The organism is Streptomyces sp. NPDC001568, from assembly GCF_042893755.1.
Classification (GTDB): Bacteria; Actinomycetota; Actinomycetes; order Streptomycetales; family Streptomycetaceae; genus Streptomyces.
In genome coordinates this window covers 90,605-105,590 of record NZ_JBIAVF010000014.1, presented here as the reverse complement: position 1 = coordinate 105,590, position 14,986 = coordinate 90,605, and the positions used below count along the sequence as shown (strand labels likewise).

Here is a 14,986-nt window from a genome sequence, read left to right as displayed (position 1 = left end):
AAATCGGGGCATAGGCCCCGATGGGGATCAGATCACCGCATGGCGGTGATCTGATCGTTATCCGGATTTGAGCGTCCGCTGAGCGAACACGCGCCTTGTTTTTAGGTCATCGGATGAGCGTTTCGATCAACGTCTCCTGGAGGCCGCCGAGCCACAGGTAGGCCATCACCATCGGCTTGCGCGGGTCCTCGTCCGGCAGCCGGAACAGGATGGCGCTCTCGTCGTCCTCGGTGATGTCCAGCCGCGCGGCGATCGTCAGCCGCAGGTCGTTGAGGGCGCCGAGCCAGCGCTGCGGCAGATCGCCGGTCAGCTCCAGCACGGCCGCCCCGTCGCCGGCGGGGGTGAGCCCGTCCAGGCTGCGCACGACGGCCAGCGCGTCCTCCCGCTTGCGGGTGCGCAGGTCGTTCTCGGTGAAGCGGCGGAACTCCGAGGAGCGGGCCCGCAGCTCCTCCGGGTCATCCTGGGGTCCCGCGCCGGGGCCCCCGTAGGCGTCGGGGAAGAGCCGGGCCAGGGCCGGGTCGGACGGGGGCTCGCTGGGGCCGTCGGAGGCGAACAGCACGGCCAGCGGGTCGGCGTCCGCGGCGGGTTCGGGCTCGCCGGGGCCGATCAGCTCCAGCAACTGGACCGCCAGGGAGCGCAGGATGGAGATCTCGATCTCGTCCAGCGCGACGGCGGCCCCGGGGCCACCCTTCAAGGGTTCGAACACGCCGCCCATCAGTTGCGGTCCTGCGAGAGGGTCGCCCAGAGCCCGTAGCCGTGCATGGCCTGCACGTCGCGCTCCATCTCCTCGCGGGAGCCGCTGGAGACGACCGCCCTGCCCTTGTGGTGGACGTCCATCATCAGCTTGGTCGCCTTGTCCTTCGGGTAGCCGAAGTACGCCTGGAACACGTACGTCACGTAGCTCATGAGGTTGACCGGGTCGTTGTGCACCAGGGTCACCCAGGGGACGTCGGGTTCGGGGACCGCGTAGGTCTCTCGGGCCGATTCGGTGCGTTCGATCTCAACGGGAGCAACACTCACTTGTCCCATGCTGCCACTGCCGGGGGGCCGTCGCACAAACGGGCCCCCACATCTCGTCACTTTGACGAGATGTGCGCTAGCATCCGTGACATGAACCCTGCGGACCTGGGCCTGCCGGTGGACGTGCCGTCGACAGCGCTCTTCACGGACCATTACGAGCTCACGATGCTGCAAGCCGCACTGGCCAACGGCACGGCGGACCGCCGTTCGGTCTTCGAGGTCTTCACCCGACGGCTGCCCGAGGGGCGCCGCTACGGAGTGGTGGCGGGGACCGGGCGCGTGCTCGACGCCGTGGAGAACTTCCGCTTCGACGGCGCGGTGCTGGAGTTCCTGCGGGAGCGGGCCGTCGTCGACATGCGGACGCTCGACTGGCTGGCCTCGTACCGCTTCTCGGGTGACATCTGGGGCTACCCCGAGGGCGAGACCTACTTCCCCGGCTCGCCGGTCCTGCGCGTCGAGGGCAGCTTCGCCGAGTGCGTGCTGCTGGAGACGGTGATCCTGTCGATCCTCAACCACGACTCGGCGATCGCGGCGGCCGCCTCCCGGATGTCCTCGGCGGCGGGCGGACGCCCGCTGATCGAGATGGGCGCCCGGCGCACCCACGAGCTGGCGGCCGTCGCCGCCTCGCGGGCCGCGTACGTCGGCGGCTTCACCTCGACCTCGGACCTGGCGGCCGGCTTCCGGTACGGCATCCCGACGGTCGGCACCAGCGCACACGCCTTCACCCTGGTCCACGACAGCGAGCGGGACGCCTTCACGGCGCAGGTCGCCTCGCTGGGCCGCGGGACGACCCTGCTGGTGGACACGTACGACGTCGCGGAGGCGGTGCGCACGGCCGTGGAGGTCGCCGGCACCGACCTCGGCGCGGTCCGGATCGACTCCGGGGACCTGCTGCTCGTCGCCCACCGGGTGCGCCAGCAGCTGGACGAGCTGGGGGCGACCTCGACGCGGATCGTGGTCACCTCCGACCTGGACGAGTACGCCATCGCCTCGCTGGCGGCGGCGCCGGTGGACGCGTACGGGGTCGGCACCCAGCTGGTCACCGGCAGCGGGCACCCGACCTGCTCGATGGTCTACAAGCTGGTGGCGCGGGCCGCCTCCGACGACCCGAAGGCCCCGCTGGTCCCCGTCGCGAAGAAGTCCTCGGGCGGCAAGACCTCCCTCGGCGGCCGCAAGTGGGCGGCCCGCCGGACGGACGCGGACGGCGTCGCCGAGGCCGAGGTCATCGGGACCGGCCCGGTCCCCGCGGCCCTCGCCGGCCACCAGCTGCTGACCCAGCTGGTCAAGGGCGGCGAGGTCGTGGCCCGGGAATCGCTGGAGACGGTGCGCGAGCGCCACGCGGCGGCCCTCCGGCGGCTCCCGCTGTCGGCGACGCAGCTCTCGCGCGGCGAGGCGGTCATCCCCACCGAGTACGTGTGAGCGCGGCCGGGGCCGGCGGATCCGCCGCGGGCCCCGGGTTCGGGGAGGGGCGGGGTGGGGCAAGAGCCACCGCGGGGCCCCGCCGCACCGCACCACCCACCCACCGATCCGAAGGACACGCGACATGCACCGCGCACTGATCGTCGTCGACGTACAGAACGACTTCTGCGAGGGCGGCAGCCTCGCGGTCCCGGGCGGGGCGGACGTCGCCGCCGCGATCACCGAGCTCATCGGACAGAGCACGCCCGGCTACCGGCACGTCGTCGCCACCCGCGACCACCACGTCGACCCGGGCGCGCACTTCGCCCGGCCGCCGGCCGTCCCGGACTACGAGACGTCCTGGCCGGTGCACTGCGTCGCCGGGACCGAGGGCGTCGGGTTCCACCCGAACTTCGCGCCGGCCGTCGCCTCGGGCGCCGTCGCCGCCGTCTTCGACAAGGGCGCCTACGAGGCCGCCTACAGCGGCTTCGAGGGCGCCGACGAGAACGGCGTGACCCTCACCCAGTGGCTGCGCGACCGGGAGGTCACCGAGGTCGACGTCGTCGGCATCGCCACCGACCACTGCGTCAGGGCCACCGCCCTGGACTCCGCCCGCGCCGGCTTCACCACCCGGGTCCTGCTGGACCTGACGGCCGCCGTGGCCCCCCACACCACCGCCAAGGCCCTGGAGGAGCTCCGCGGCGCCGGGGTCACCCTCGTCGGCGACCGGGCCGCCTGAGGCCCGGCGGGGGCCGCGCGGGGCTACGTACCGCCCAGCAGGGCGCGGATCGGGTGCCAGAGTTCCGCCGCGCGGTCGGGGGCGCAGCGCCACAGGAGGCCGTCGGGGTGGTGCAGGACGGCCGTGACCTCGTCCGGGGTCGGCGGCTGGGTGTTGCCGCGCAGGTAGACCGCCCGCATCCCGAGGTTCCGCAGCCTGGTCAGGGCGCGGGCCCGGTTCGCGGCGTGCACCAGCACGCGGACATTTCCACCTTCTCCGGACGGCCTGGGCAGGGTCAGGGCCACCACCACACTGCCGCCGGGCAATCTGACGAAACCTCCACCGGGCATGCTTTTCATCTCCCCCGTCAATAAGAAACTCGCACCACGCATCTAAACGCGATCGGCCGCCGCCCGCTAGAGGGCGACGGCCGATCATGCTTTGACCTGCGGTTTTACCGAATTACTTGCTGGAGGGTCCGACCTCGATCGTCATTTCGGTGCCCTCGTAGGACTCCTTGAGGATCTTGATCTTGGTGTTGGTGTCAGTGACCTTCACCGAGCCGGTCGGGTTCTCGTCGTAGTAGTACTTGCCCTTGCGGTCGTCGAAGACGAGGTTGGTCGGCTTCGGCTTCAGGAAGAGCGACTCACCGTTCTTGTGCAGGGTGAAGGCGTCCGTCGAGTACGCGCTGAAGGTGGCGTCGTACGGCTGGATCTTGTTCCGCAGCAGGGTGCCGTCCGACCACTTCATCGGCTTGGCGTTGGCGTCGATCGGAAGGATCAGGCCCTGGCCGGGGTGCTGGCTGGTGTTGTTGTCCTTCTGGGAGGTGTCCCAGAGCCAGATCAGCAGGCCGTCCTGGTACGGGTAGTGCTCGACCCAGTCGGGACGCGTGTTGGCGTGACCGAAGTTGTACGGGCCGACCTTGAGGGTCTGGTCGTACGACACGTAGCGACGGTTCTCGGCCAGGTAGTACTGCGCGTACTCCTTGGTGAAGCCGGCGCCGATCCGCGAGAAGCCCTTGCCCGTCCAGCCGTTGTCGCCGTTCTCGGCGCCGTCGGTGAACAGCGGGGAGCCGTCCGCGGTCAGGGTGACGGCGTCGGCCGTGAAGCCCTTGCCGCCCGCGCCGCCGTCCGTCTGGTAGCGGAAGCGGAGGTCGACCTTCTTGCCCGCGTAGGCGTCCAGCGGGAAGTTGAGCGACTTCCAGGCACCCGAGACACCGGTCAGCGAGGGGCTGCCGGCCGCGTCGACCGGGAGGGCCGCGCCGTCGGCGGTGCCGGCCAGGGCGGTCCAGTTGGCGCCGCCGTCCGTGGACACCTCGGTGTAGAGGTAGTCGTAGTCGGCCTCGATGTCCCACCAGCCCTTGAGGGACAGGGCGGCGGAGGTCTTCCCGGTGAGGTCGACCGAGCGGGTCAGGGTGTTCTTGAGGTCGTCACCCATGTTGCTCCACCACTGCGAGGAACCCTCGGCGGGAGCGACGATGTCGGTCTTGACCTGCTTCTTCGGCAGCTCGACGACCAGCGCCTGCTTGTCCTTGGTGTTGTACGCGGAGACGCCCAGCTTGTGGGTGGACTTCGTCGCGGCCTTCGCCTGGTCGAAGTTCAGCCAGCCCAGCTGGAGCTTGTCCCAGGCCGTCATGTCGCCCGGGAGGTCGCCTATGGACTCCTTGCCGGTGCCGAGCCAGGAGCCCGCCGACATCAGGGACCAGAAGCCGACGCCGTTCTCGCCGCCACCGGAGGTGTCGTAGAGGTCCGGGAGACCGAGGTCGTGACCGTACTCGTGCGCGAAGACGCCGAGGCCGCCGTTCTCGGGCTGCATCGTGTAGTCGCCGACCCAGATGCCCGTGTCACCGATCTGCGTGCCACCGGCCTTGTTGCCCTCGGGGCCGGTCTTGCCCGCGCTGGTGCCGTAGGCGTACCAGCGGTGCGCCCACAGGGCGTTGGTGCCCTGTGCGCCGCCACCGGCCGACTCGTCCTCACCGGCGTGGACGACCTGGAAGTGGTCGATGTAGCCGTCGGCCTCGTTGAAGTTGCCGTCGCCGTCGAAGTCGTAGCGGTCCCACTGGTCGTACTGGGCCAGCTGCGCCTTGATCTGCGCGTCGGTCTTCCCGGCCTTCTTCTGCGCCTCGGTCCACGCCAGGACGCCGTCCTTGACGGTGTCCCACACGTTGGAGCAGTTGGTCTGGCCGCAGTAGTTCGAGCCGTAGCGGGCCTCGTTGTACGGGATCTTCACCCAGTCGGCGACCTCGCCCTCGACCGAGTAGCGACCCGAGGAGGTCTTCTCGTAGTAGGTCTTCAGCGAGTTCTTGCCCTGGCCGGTACCGAAGTACAGATCCTGGAAGTAGGAACGGCTGAAGTCCTTGCGCCAGGCGGTGCTGTTGTCCTGCGCGCGGTCCGGCTGGGCGATCTGGTTGTGCAGCGGACCGGGGGTGCCGCCGTACTTGGGGGCCGGCGGCTTCGGGCCGTCCGGACCGTCCGGGTCGTGCATGGTCGTGTTGTCGACCTGGTCACCGAACTCGACGAGGATCGTGAAGATCTTGTCGGTCTTCTCGCGGCCGAGCTCGACGTACTTCTTGTCGTCGAGCTTCACGACCTTGGAGGCACCGCGCTGCTCGATGCCCTTCTTGCCCGACAGCACCTGGTCAAGGGCCGCCTCGCGCTGCTGCGCCTGCTGCTTGCTGAACGGACCCTCGAGGTCGTGCTTGACCTTCTCCTTGGACGGAGCGGTCGGGTCCTGGTGGTCGGCCGCGGGTGCGCCGCCCCAACTGGAGTCGGCGGTGGCCGTGGTGAAGAAAGCGCCGGAAGCGGCGGTCGCGGCCATCGTCACGCCGACGGCGGCGGCACGCAGCGCGCGCTTCCTTGCGGAGTTACTGGTCACTTGATGTCGTTCCCCTCCCGCGGCCGCAACGTAGGTCGGAACGTCTCCATAGGAGCGGGGGGTTCCGCGCGGCGCGCGTCTCAAGTGACGACATTTGACCGGAGAGTCGAAAGAAAAGACAGACCTTGACTTGTTCCTTACAACTGCACTATGCGGTCAGTCAGTTCCGCTATTCGGACGTTCCGCAGCCTTACGGGTCCTTCCGGGGCGAAGGCCCCCGCCGCTCCCCCGCTCGAGGACCCCTGGGGATCGGCCGGAGGATGAGCCGTGTGCGCCCCCCGTGCTCCGATACCGGGGGTTCGGCCACGCTTACCGGTCGGTCGGCTCGGGCATCCCGTCAAGGAGTCACTTGACACGCGCACCTGTCGAGCCCGAGCCCCCCTCCCCGCTCCGAGGACGGAACACGCCATGCCCCGACCGACTGCCGCACAGCTCGCCTACGGGTCCGCCACCGTCATCGTGTCGACGATCGCCATGCTCCTGCTCTCGCAGACGAGCACCGGCCTGGGGGTGGCCGTCATCTCCGCCGCCGCGCTCGCCCTCGGCCTCCTGGTCGCGCTGACGGTGCCCGCGCCGCGCCGCCGCGGCCGGCACGCCGCCCCGACCGCCCGTCAGGGTGCCGAGGGAACCTCCCCGACGACGACCCGGTCCGCCGGCGCCGACGCGGAACACCCCGTGCACCACTGACCCCCGCGCCACCGGACCCGGCCGCCATCGGGTCCGGACACAAGGGTGCGGGCGGCCGCCCCCCTTCCGGGGGACGGCCGCCCGCGACGGGACGACCGGTTCCGTTCGTCGACCGGGTCAGGTGTTCGCTCTGACCACCACGGTCTTGGCGACCTTGTCGTGCAGGCCCTGCTTGTACGGCTTGTCGATGAGCATCGACACGATCAGGGCGAGCGGCCACAGGCACAGGCAGCAGACCAGGGTCGGGATCCACAGCAGCGCGGCCCGGCCGAGCGCGGCGTTCGAGGGGGGCACGCTGCCGTCGTTGAGCATCGCGGTGCGCAGGCCCAGCGCCTTCTTGCCGAGGGTCTGGCCGTTCTTCTTCGTGAACCACCAGTCGTAGCCGACGTACGCGATGATCGAGATCAGCGTCCACACCAGGCCGGTACCGCTGTACGAGCGGGTGATGATCTCGGTCGCGTCCTCGCCCTGGTTCGTGTTGACGGTGTACCGCCGCGCGTTGAACGCGAACTGGATCAGGTAGAGCGGAACCCCGACGATGAGCACGTCGATGACGCGCGCCGCGAGCCGCTTGCCGAAGTCCGCGAGCGGCGGCATCCCGGCGAGCGGGTCGGGCATGCCGGAGCCGCCTCCACCGCCGTACGGGTCGCCGCCGCCGTACGGGGGCGGCGGGGGCGGGTATCCGCCGCCCGGACCACCGGGGGGCGGTGGCGGAGGCGGGGGGTACCCGCCGCTGCCACCGGAGGGCGGCGGGGGGTACCCGCCCCCGCCGGAGGGCGGCGGGCCGTACGGCGAGCCACCCGACGGAGGCGTCGGTTCCTGGGGCTTCTTGAGGAACGGGTCGTCCTCGGGCGGCTGGCCCGGCGGCGGCTGGTCGGTGCTCATGGCCCGAGTCGAACCCGGGCCCGCCCGACCCGCAACGGGACCGCGTCCGTTCGGGGTAGGGGCTGCGCCTACCGCGCTACGTAGGTGCCGGCCGCCCTGTCGTGCCAGGCCTGACGGCGGGTCCGGTCGAAGAGGGACCGCAGGCTCCCCGGCACGCCGAGGAGGGCGCCGACCAGCCAGCGGCGCAGGGCAGCGCCGAAGGAGGGCGGGCGCAGGGTGGCGACGGCCAGCACGCGGACGCCGAACAGCTTCTTGCCCGGGGTACGGCCCCAGCGGGCGGTCGGCAGCACCTCGTAGAACACCCCGAAGAGCAGTACGGCGGCCAGCAGGAGGCACCCGTACCCGACGGTGGTGGCGTCGAGCAGCCAGACGGTGGTGGTGTGCCCGCTCCCCCGGGCGGCGTCGACCTTGGCCTGGAGGTGGTCCGTCACCCGGGGCACCAGCGGGGCGGCGGCCCCGGCCGTGACGGCGGCGAGGACGAGGGTGTCCAGGGCGCGGGCCAGGGCGCGGCGGACCAGCCCGGCCGGGCGTACGGCCCGCTCGGCCATCTGCTCGAACACGGCCCGGGTCGTGGCCGGCGCGGGCGGCCGCGGCGGGTTCTCCGGGAGCGTGGGGCGGCGCCGGGGCGCGGGCTCGCGGCGGCCCTCGTCGTCCCAGGGGACGGCCGGGCGGGGCCGGGCCTCCTCACCGACCGGGGTACGGGGCGGCGCGGGCTCGGCGACTTCGGTACGGGATCCGGTCGGGCGGGCGCCGCGGACCTCGGCGTCCCGGGCCGCGGCCGGGGGGACGGTCCCGGGCCGGGGCGCGGGGGCGGCGGGCGGGGCCGGGTGGGCGGCGGGACGGACCTCGGCCTCCCAGGGCGCGGCCGGGGCCCGTTGGGCGGCGGCGGGGCGGCCCGCGTCCGGCGGGGCTGGCTGCGGGGCCGCGGAGCGGGCGGGGGTCGCCTCGGGCCACGACGAGGTGAGGCCGGACACGCCGCCGCCGGGGGCGTCGGGCCAGGCGGGCGGACGGGCCGACAGGATGCCCACGCTCTCGGCGGCGGCCTGCGCGGGGAGCCGCCGGGCGGCGGCAGCGGCGGTAGCGGCGGGGGCAGGGGCGGGAGCGGGGGCGGCGGCCTGCGCGGGGGCGGACGCCGCGGCCCGGGCGGTGTCCCGGGCCAGGGAGATGCCGGCGGCGGGGCGGCGTTCGGGTTCGGGCTCGCCCGGGTCGCCCCAGGAGACGCGTACGTCGCGGGGGCCGCCGAAGCCGGCCTGGTGGGCGGGGTCGACCTGCCAGCCCTGCGCCGCGGGCCGGGGTTCGCGTTCCGGTTCGGGGAGCGCCTCGGTCACGGAGGTCTCGTCGAGGAACACCGGCCCGGTCTCGTCCGCGGGGGCGGCGGGGCGGCTCGTGCCGGGCACCCAGGCCGCGCCGTTCCAGTACCGGACGTACCCGGGGATGGACGGGTCGGGGTAGTAGCCCTCGCGGGCAGCGTGATCGCCGTCACCAGGGGAGGCCGTCAATGTCCCCAACTCCGATCGTGGCTTGAGGCTTGTGCAGGGGAGGACCCAGGGGAGGACCATAGCCAAGAACCCCCTCCCGACAGGTCCGGTAACGGGAGATTCCAAGCCTTCGGGCGAACCTCGGCCCTTTATTCGCCCGGGGACGGCCCCGTACCGGCATGCGTCTCCCCCACACCGACGCGCACCGGCACCGGACCTGCCCGCCCGACCCCGACCGTCGACTTTCGGCCGGCCGACAGGTTTTCGGCCAATCCGTGGTTCGTGCCCCGAACCCGCGTCATCACCGGCCCCCCGCGCGCTCTCTGCGGGTGTGGGGCCCCGTCCGGCCCCGCGCCCGGACACGAACGCACCGAAGCGAGGCCGTCATGCAGCAACCCGTCATCGAACGCGAGCTGGAACTCAAGCTGGTCCTGTCCCCCGAGCGCGCCATCGCCGTCCCCGCCCGACTGCTGTACCTCCTCGACGACCCGTTCGCGGTGCACATCACCTTCCACACCGGCTCCAGCACCCCGGTCAACTGGACGTTCGCCCGCGAGCTGCTCGTCGAAGGGGTGTTCCGGCCGTGCGGGCACGGGGACGTCCGGGTCTGGCCGACGAAGATCGACAACCGGGCGGTGCTCTGCATGGCCCTCAGCTCCCCCGACGGCGACGCCCTGCTGGAGGCCCCGGCCGGTGCCGTCTCCGCCTGGCTGGAACGAACCCTGCGCGTGGTCCCGCCGGGCACCGAGGCCGACCGGCTCGGTCTGGACGCGGCGCTGGCGGAGCTGCTCACCCCGACCCCGGCCGACGACCTGTGGCTGCGGGACCCGTGGCCCTCGGACGAGTCGGCGGACGGGGAGGCGTGATGCGGGGACGGATGCCGGGGCGCTCCCGGGGGGTCACGTCAGAACAGCTTGCCCGGGTTCAACAGGCCGAGCGGGTCGAAGGCGCGCTTGACGCCGCGCTGCATCTCCAGCCCCACCGGGCCGAGTTCGCGGGCCAACCACTCCTTCTTCAGGACGCCCACACCGTGTTCGCCGGTGATGGTGCCGCCCAGCTCCAGACCCAACGCCATGATCTCGTCGAAGGATTCGCGGGCCCGGCGCACCTCGTCCTCGTCGGCGGGGTCGAAGCAGACGACCGGGTGGGTGTTCCCGTCGCCGGCGTGCGCGCAGACGCCGATGAGCAGGTCGTGCGTACGGGCGATGGCGGCCGTGCCGTCGAGCATCTCGGCGAGCCGCGAGCGCGGGACGCACACGTCGTCGATCATCGTCGCGGGCCGCAGCGCCTCCAGCGCGGTCAGGGACATCCGCCGCGCCTGGAGCAGCAGTTCGGACTCCGCCTCGTCCTCGGCGGGGACGACGGCGGTGGCCCCGGCGGCCGTGCACAGGGCGGCGACGGCGTCGAGCCCGGCGGCGGCGTCCGGGGTGTCGAAGGCGGCCAGCAGCAGGGCCTCGGTGCTCTCGGGCAGCCCCATCCTCCCGAGCGCGTTGACGGCGCGGACGGTCGTACGGTCCATCAGCTCCAGCAGCGAGGGCGCCAGCCCCGCCTCCATGACGGCGCACACGGCCGCGCAGGCGGCGGCGACGGAGGGGAACTCGGCAGCCAGGGCCAACTGCCGGGGCGGCGCGGGCCGCAGCGTGAGGACGGCCCGGACCACGATGCCGAGGCTGCCCTCGGAGCCCACGAACAGCCGGGTCAGGTCGTATCCGGCGACCCCCTTGGCCGTGCGCCGCCCGGTCCGCATCAGCCGCCCGTCGGCCAGCACCACGTCGAGGCCGATCACGTACTCCGCGGTGACCCCGTACTTGACGCAGCACAGCCCGCCCGAGGCGGTGCCGATGTTGCCGCCGATGGTGCACTGCTCCCAGCTGGAGGGGTCGGGCGGGTAGTACAGGCCCTGCGCGGCGACGGCCCGCGAGAGCACGGCGTTGACCACTCCGGGCTCGACGACGGCGATCCGGTCGACGGCGGAGATCTCCAGGATGCGGTCCATCTTGACGAGGGACAGCACGATGCAGCCGTCGACGGCGTTGGCTCCTCCCGACAGGCCCGTACGGGCGCCCTGCGGGACGACGGGGACCCGGAGCTCGGTGGCGGTGCGCATGACGTGCTGGACCTGTTCGACGGTCCGGGGCAGGACGACGACGGCCGGGGTGCCGGCGGCGCAGAAGCTCGCCATGTCGCCGGCGTAGGAGACGGTCACCTGAGGGTCGGTCAGGAGGGCTTCGGGAGGAAGCCCTTCGGCCAGGCGGGCGAGGAGGCGCGCGGCGGGCCGTGCGGGCGGCGGGGCGGACAGCGCGGCGGGCTGCGGTGCGGGCAGCCGTGCGGAGAGGTCATCAGCCATGGGGCCAGCGTGACACCCGGGGCCATCGGTGTGAACACGGCCGCGACCGGCTTCGGGCACCTCGGCGCGCTCTTCATATTGACGCACAGTGACCCCATGGAGCGTATCGACGAGGAATCGCAGCAGCCCGCGCCGCCCGTGACCTTCACCGGCCGCAAGACGGTCGTGGCGGCCGCGGTCGCCGTGGTCCTGATCGCCGGCGCCCTACTGATCCGCCCGGCCCGCACGGCCGACGACGCCCGCCCGCCCGGGCCCACCGAGCGGGCCGCCTCGGCGGTCGGCATGGGCGCCCCGCCGGCGGCGGTGGACCTGACGGCCCTGGTGGCGGACCGGGAGCAGTGGGTCGCCGGGCATCCCGACGACGACGCCTCCTGGGCGGTGCTCGGTTCGGCGTACCTGGAGCAGTCGCGGCGCACGGCCGATCCCGGCTGGTTCCCGAAGGCGGAGAAGGCCCTCAAGCGGTCGCTGGAGGTCCGGCCCGCCGAGAAGGGCAACTTCGACGCGATGACGGGCATGGGGGCGCTGGCCAACGCCCGGCGGGACTTCGGTACGGGCAAGAAGTGGGGCGAGCTGGTCCGGGCGCAGGCGCCGAAGCGCTGGACGGCGTACCCGGTCCTGGTGGACGCGTACACGGGCCTCGGCGACTACAAGGCCGCCGAGAAGGCCATGGAGCGGCTGACGGAGCTCCGGCCGGGCCTGGTGTCCCACCTGAGGGCCGCACAGGTGTACCGGGACCGGGGCTGGCGCGAGGACGCGGTGGTGTCGCTGGAGCACGCGGGGGGCGCGGCGAAGGCCCCCGCGGAGAAGGCGTACGTCCTGTACCGGCTCGGGGAGATGTCCTGGGAGCGGGGCGAGACGGCGGAGGCGATGCGGCAGTTCGAGGCGGCGCTGCGCACGGACCCGGCGCAGTCGGACGCGCTGGGCGGCCGGGCCCGCGCCCTGGCGGCGCTGGGCCGCTCGGGGGAGGCGGTACGGGACTACCGGCTGGCGCTGGGCCGCACCCCGCAGCCGCGACTGGCGCTGGAGCTGGGCGAGCTGCTGCAGTCGCTGGGCCGGGACGAGGAGGCGCGCGCGCCGTACGAGTCCCTGTCGGCGCTGGCGGCGCGGGGCACGACGAACGGGGTGAACGAGGAGCTGGTGCTCGGCCTGTTCGAGGCGGACCACGGCGATCCGTCGGCGGCGGTGCGCCGGTTGTCGGCGGAGTGGTCGCGGCACAAGAGCGTGCAGGTCGCGGACGCGCTGGGCTGGGCGCTGCACCGGCTGGGCGAGGACGCGGCGGCGCTGGAGTACGCGAAGAAGGCCACCGAGCTCGGGCTGCGCAACGCGGAGTTCTCCTACCACCGGGCGATGATCGAGCGCGGTCTGGGCGACGACGAGGCGGCCCGCCGGCACCTCCAGGAGACGCTGCGGACGAACCCGCTCTTCTCCCCGGTACGGGGCCCGCTGGCGAAGGAGGCGCTGGCGGCGATCGGGCAGCAGGCCGCCGGCGGCCCGGAGAACATGCAGCCGAGCAAGCCGTGGGTGGCCCCGGAGATGCCGAAGCCCCGCCCGAAGCCCAAGCCGAAGGCCGAGTCGAAGCCGAAGGCCGAGCCGAAGGCGAAGGCGGAGCCGGACGCCAAGGCCGAGCCGAAGCAGCCGGCTCCGCGGCCGGAGGCGGCGAAGCCCGACGCGCCCGCCCCCGGGGCGGCGGCGCCGAAGCCCGTCCCCTCGGGCCGCTGAACGCGGGTCGCCCCCGCCCCCGCCGGAGGGCGGGGCCGGGGGCGGGACCCTCGGACGTCGGGTGCGCGGCGGCTACAGGTTGCCGCGCTTGTCCTGCTCGCGCTCGATGGCCTCGAACAGCGCCTTGAAGTTGCCCTTGCCGAAGCCCATCGAGCCGTGGCGCTCGATGATCTCGAAGAAGACGGTCGGCTTGTCCTGCACCGGCTTGGTGAAGATCTGCAGCAGGTAGCCGTCCTCGTCGCGGTCGGCCAGGATCTTCAGCTCGCGCAGCTCGTCGATCGGCACGCGGGTGTCGCCGACCCACTCGCCGAGGGTGTCGTAGTAGCTGTCCGGGACGGACAGGAACTGGACGCCCGCCGCGCGCATGGTGCGCACGGTCGCGACGATGTCGTTCGAGGCGAGGGCGATGTGCTGGACGCCGGGGCCGCCGTAGAACTCCAGGTACTCGTCGATCTGCGACTTCTTCTTCGCGATCGCCGGCTCGTTGATCGGGAACTTGACCTTCTTGGTGCCGTCCGCGACCACCTTGGACATCAGCGCCGAGTACTCGGTCGCGATGTCGTCGCCCACGAACTCCTTCATGTTCGTGAAGCCCATGACCTTGTTGTAGAAGGCGACCCACTCGTTCATGCGGCCGAGTTCCACGTTGCCGACGCAGTGGTCGATGGCCTGGAAGGTCCGCTTGGCGGGTGCGGCGACCATCGGCTCGACGGCCACGTAGCCCGGCAGGTAGGGCCCGGTGTACTCGCCGCGCTCGACCAGCGTGTGGCGCGTCTGCCCGTACGTCGCGATCGCGGCGAGGACGACGGTGCCGTGCTCGTCCTTGACCTCGTGCGGCTCGTCCAGGCCGCGGGCGCCCTGCGCGACGGCGTACTCGTAGGCGGCGCGGACGTCCGGGACCTCGATGGCGAGGTCGATGACCCCGTCGCCGTGCTCGGCGACGTGCTCGGCGAGGAAGCGGCCGTGGTCGGTGGCGGGCTTGATGACCGAGGTCAGGACGAAGCGCGCGGAGCCGTTGGTGAGGACGTAGCTGGCGGTCTCGCGACTGCCGTTCTCCGGTCCGGAGTAGGCCACGAGCTTCATGCCGAAGGCGGTCGAGTAGTAGTGCGCGGCCTGCTTGGCGTTGCCGACGGCGAAGACGACCGCGTCCATGCCCTTCACCGGGAAGGGGTCTGCCTCACGCGCGGTGGCCGGGGTGGTGTCGAGGGTCTCAGTCATGACCGCAGATTCCCGCCCTTCCACAAGCTGCGCAATAGTTTCGATTTCGGCTGTACATCCTGCCCAGCGCAGCCGCAGGATGGCTGAAAGATCTGCGCAGTATGACCAGCGGTACGAGCGGCTCCGCCGCGCCGGGAGGAACCCCATGGGAATCGACGAACTCGACGGCCGGCTCATCGTCCTGCTGGCCCGCGAGCCGCGGATCGGCGTACTGGAGGCCTCGCGGCGGCTCGGGGTGGCGCGCGGCACGGTCCAGGCACGGCTGGACCGGCTCCAGTCCAAGGGCGTCATCCGCGGCTTCGGCCCGCAGGTCGACCCGACGGCCCTGGGCTACCCGGTGACGGCCTTCGCCACCCTGGAGATCAAGCAGGGGCAGGGCGCCGACGTGCGGGCCCACCTGGACGGGGTGCCGGAGGTGCTGGAGCTGCACACGACGACGGGGCACGGGGACATGTTGTGCCGCCTCGTGGCCCGCTCCAACGCCGACCTCCAGCGGGTGATCGACCGGGTCGTGGGCTTCGAGGGGATCGTGCGGGCCTCGACGGCGATCGTCATGGAGAACCCGGTGCCGTTGCGGATCATCCCGCTGGTGGAGCAGGCGGCGGCGGACGAGGACGAGTGAGGCGCCGCGCGACCCCCCGG

General features: G+C 72.5%; 14 protein-coding genes. 6 read left to right on the top strand and 8 right to left on the bottom strand.

All coding sequences use genetic code 11. From position 1 onward, the window contains the following. Nucleotides 1–106 precede the first annotated feature (106 nt). Nucleotides 107–715 (bottom strand): DUF2017 domain-containing protein, encoded by a 609-nt coding sequence (locus ACFY0I_RS25515; protein WP_388900096.1) that lies wholly within the window; start codon nucleotides 713–715, stop codon nucleotides 107–109. Next, complete coding sequence (gene clpS / locus ACFY0I_RS25510) at nucleotides 715–1,029, bottom strand: ATP-dependent Clp protease adapter ClpS (protein ID WP_281208472.1); 315 nt, start codon at nucleotides 1,027–1,029, stop codon at nucleotides 715–717. Before clpS ends, ACFY0I_RS25515 begins: the two co-directional genes overlap by 1 nt. Before the next feature lie 81 nt (nucleotides 1,030–1,110). On the opposite strand from clpS, the gene ACFY0I_RS25505 reads away from it, so the two are divergent. Further along, nucleotides 1,111–2,439, top strand: coding sequence for a nicotinate phosphoribosyltransferase (locus ACFY0I_RS25505; RefSeq protein WP_388900093.1), 1,329 nt, complete (start codon nucleotides 1,111–1,113; stop codon nucleotides 2,437–2,439). A gap of 124 nt (nucleotides 2,440–2,563) precedes the next feature. After that, entirely contained in the window at nucleotides 2,564–3,157 is a 594-nt protein-coding gene (locus tag ACFY0I_RS25500) for an isochorismatase family protein (RefSeq protein WP_388900090.1), read from the top strand. Nucleotides 3,158–3,180: 23 nt separating this feature from the next. Here ACFY0I_RS25500 and ACFY0I_RS25495 read toward each other — a convergent pair whose 3' ends face one another. Together ACFY0I_RS25495 and ACFY0I_RS25490 are read right to left on the bottom strand one after the other, a co-directional pair. After that, complete coding sequence (locus ACFY0I_RS25495; protein WP_388900087.1) at nucleotides 3,181–3,486, bottom strand: hypothetical protein; 306 nt, start codon at nucleotides 3,484–3,486, stop codon at nucleotides 3,181–3,183. Between the two features lie 112 nt (nucleotides 3,487–3,598). Next, complete coding sequence (locus tag ACFY0I_RS25490) at nucleotides 3,599–5,953, bottom strand: immune inhibitor A domain-containing protein (protein WP_388900419.1); 2,355 nt, start codon at nucleotides 5,951–5,953, stop codon at nucleotides 3,599–3,601. Between the two features lie 465 nt (nucleotides 5,954–6,418). Between ACFY0I_RS25490 and ACFY0I_RS25485 the strand changes: the two genes are divergently transcribed. Beyond that, the gene (locus tag ACFY0I_RS25485) at nucleotides 6,419–6,697 is read left to right on the top strand and encodes a hypothetical protein (RefSeq protein ID WP_388900084.1); all 279 of its coding nucleotides are present in this window, start codon (nucleotides 6,419–6,421) and stop codon (nucleotides 6,695–6,697) included. Between the two features lie 117 nt (nucleotides 6,698–6,814). On the opposite strand, the gene ACFY0I_RS25480 is transcribed toward ACFY0I_RS25485, so the two are convergent. Continuing rightward, a complete protein-coding gene (locus ACFY0I_RS25480; protein WP_388900082.1) occupies nucleotides 6,815–7,582 on the bottom strand; it encodes an RDD family protein in 768 nt (255 codons plus the stop codon). Nucleotides 7,583–7,650: 68 nt separating this feature from the next. After that, nucleotides 7,651–9,081 carry an RDD family protein gene (locus ACFY0I_RS25475; RefSeq protein WP_388900080.1) on the bottom strand — a complete coding sequence of 477 codons (1,431 nt, stop codon included), beginning with the start codon at nucleotides 9,079–9,081 and terminating at the stop codon, nucleotides 7,651–7,653. Nucleotides 9,082–9,446: 365 nt separating this feature from the next. On the opposite strand from ACFY0I_RS25475, the gene ACFY0I_RS25470 reads away from it, so the two are divergent. Then, nucleotides 9,447–9,926, top strand: a complete 480-nt coding sequence (locus ACFY0I_RS25470) for an SsgA family sporulation/cell division regulator (protein ID WP_388900078.1) — start codon at nucleotides 9,447–9,449, stop codon at nucleotides 9,924–9,926. Between the two features lie 38 nt (nucleotides 9,927–9,964). On the opposite strand, the gene ACFY0I_RS25465 is transcribed toward ACFY0I_RS25470, so the two are convergent. Further along, nucleotides 9,965–11,407 (bottom strand): FAD-binding oxidoreductase, encoded by a 1,443-nt coding sequence (locus tag ACFY0I_RS25465; RefSeq protein WP_388900076.1) that lies wholly within the window; start codon nucleotides 11,405–11,407, stop codon nucleotides 9,965–9,967. A 96-nt stretch (nucleotides 11,408–11,503) separates the two neighbouring features. Here ACFY0I_RS25465 and ACFY0I_RS25460 point away from each other — a divergent pair, with 96 nt between their 5' ends. Next, a complete protein-coding gene (locus ACFY0I_RS25460; RefSeq protein WP_388900074.1) occupies nucleotides 11,504–13,126 on the top strand; it encodes a tetratricopeptide repeat protein in 1,623 nt (540 codons plus the stop codon). Nucleotides 13,127–13,198: 72 nt separating this feature from the next. On the opposite strand, the gene hppD is transcribed toward ACFY0I_RS25460, so the two are convergent. Next, nucleotides 13,199–14,344, bottom strand: a complete 1,146-nt coding sequence (gene hppD, locus ACFY0I_RS25455; protein WP_388900072.1) for a 4-hydroxyphenylpyruvate dioxygenase — start codon at nucleotides 14,342–14,344, stop codon at nucleotides 13,199–13,201. A gap of 145 nt (nucleotides 14,345–14,489) precedes the next feature. Between hppD and ACFY0I_RS25450 the strand changes: the two genes are divergently transcribed. Beyond that, nucleotides 14,490–14,966, top strand: coding sequence for an Lrp/AsnC family transcriptional regulator (locus tag ACFY0I_RS25450; protein WP_388900071.1), 477 nt, complete (start codon nucleotides 14,490–14,492; stop codon nucleotides 14,964–14,966). Nucleotides 14,967–14,986: the final 20 nt, after the last annotated feature.

Coding starts and splice junctions, on each gene's coding strand:
- ACFY0I_RS25515 (WP_388900096.1), bottom strand. CDS start 715: ATGGGCGGCGTGTTCGAACCCTTGAAGGGTGGCCCCGGGGCCGCCGTC.
- clpS (WP_281208472.1), bottom strand. CDS start 1,029: ATGGGACAAGTGAGTGTTGCTCCCGTTGAGATCGAACGCACCGAATCG.
- ACFY0I_RS25505 (WP_388900093.1), top strand. CDS start 1,111: ATGAACCCTGCGGACCTGGGCCTGCCGGTGGACGTGCCGTCGACAGCG.
- ACFY0I_RS25500 (WP_388900090.1), top strand. CDS start 2,564: ATGCACCGCGCACTGATCGTCGTCGACGTACAGAACGACTTCTGCGAG.
- ACFY0I_RS25495 (WP_388900087.1), bottom strand. CDS start 3,486: ATGCCCGGTGGAGGTTTCGTCAGATTGCCCGGCGGCAGTGTGGTGGTG.
- ACFY0I_RS25490 (WP_388900419.1), bottom strand. CDS start 5,953: ATGGCCGCGACCGCCGCTTCCGGCGCTTTCTTCACCACGGCCACCGCC.
- ACFY0I_RS25485 (WP_388900084.1), top strand. CDS start 6,419: ATGCCCCGACCGACTGCCGCACAGCTCGCCTACGGGTCCGCCACCGTC.
- ACFY0I_RS25480 (WP_388900082.1), bottom strand. CDS start 7,582: ATGAGCACCGACCAGCCGCCGCCGGGCCAGCCGCCCGAGGACGACCCG.
- ACFY0I_RS25470 (WP_388900078.1), top strand. CDS start 9,447: ATGCAGCAACCCGTCATCGAACGCGAGCTGGAACTCAAGCTGGTCCTG.
- ACFY0I_RS25465 (WP_388900076.1), bottom strand. CDS start 11,407: ATGGCTGATGACCTCTCCGCACGGCTGCCCGCACCGCAGCCCGCCGCG.
- ACFY0I_RS25460 (WP_388900074.1), top strand. CDS start 11,504: ATGGAGCGTATCGACGAGGAATCGCAGCAGCCCGCGCCGCCCGTGACC.
- hppD (WP_388900072.1), bottom strand. CDS start 14,344: ATGACTGAGACCCTCGACACCACCCCGGCCACCGCGCGTGAGGCAGAC.
- ACFY0I_RS25450 (WP_388900071.1), top strand. CDS start 14,490: ATGGGAATCGACGAACTCGACGGCCGGCTCATCGTCCTGCTGGCCCGC.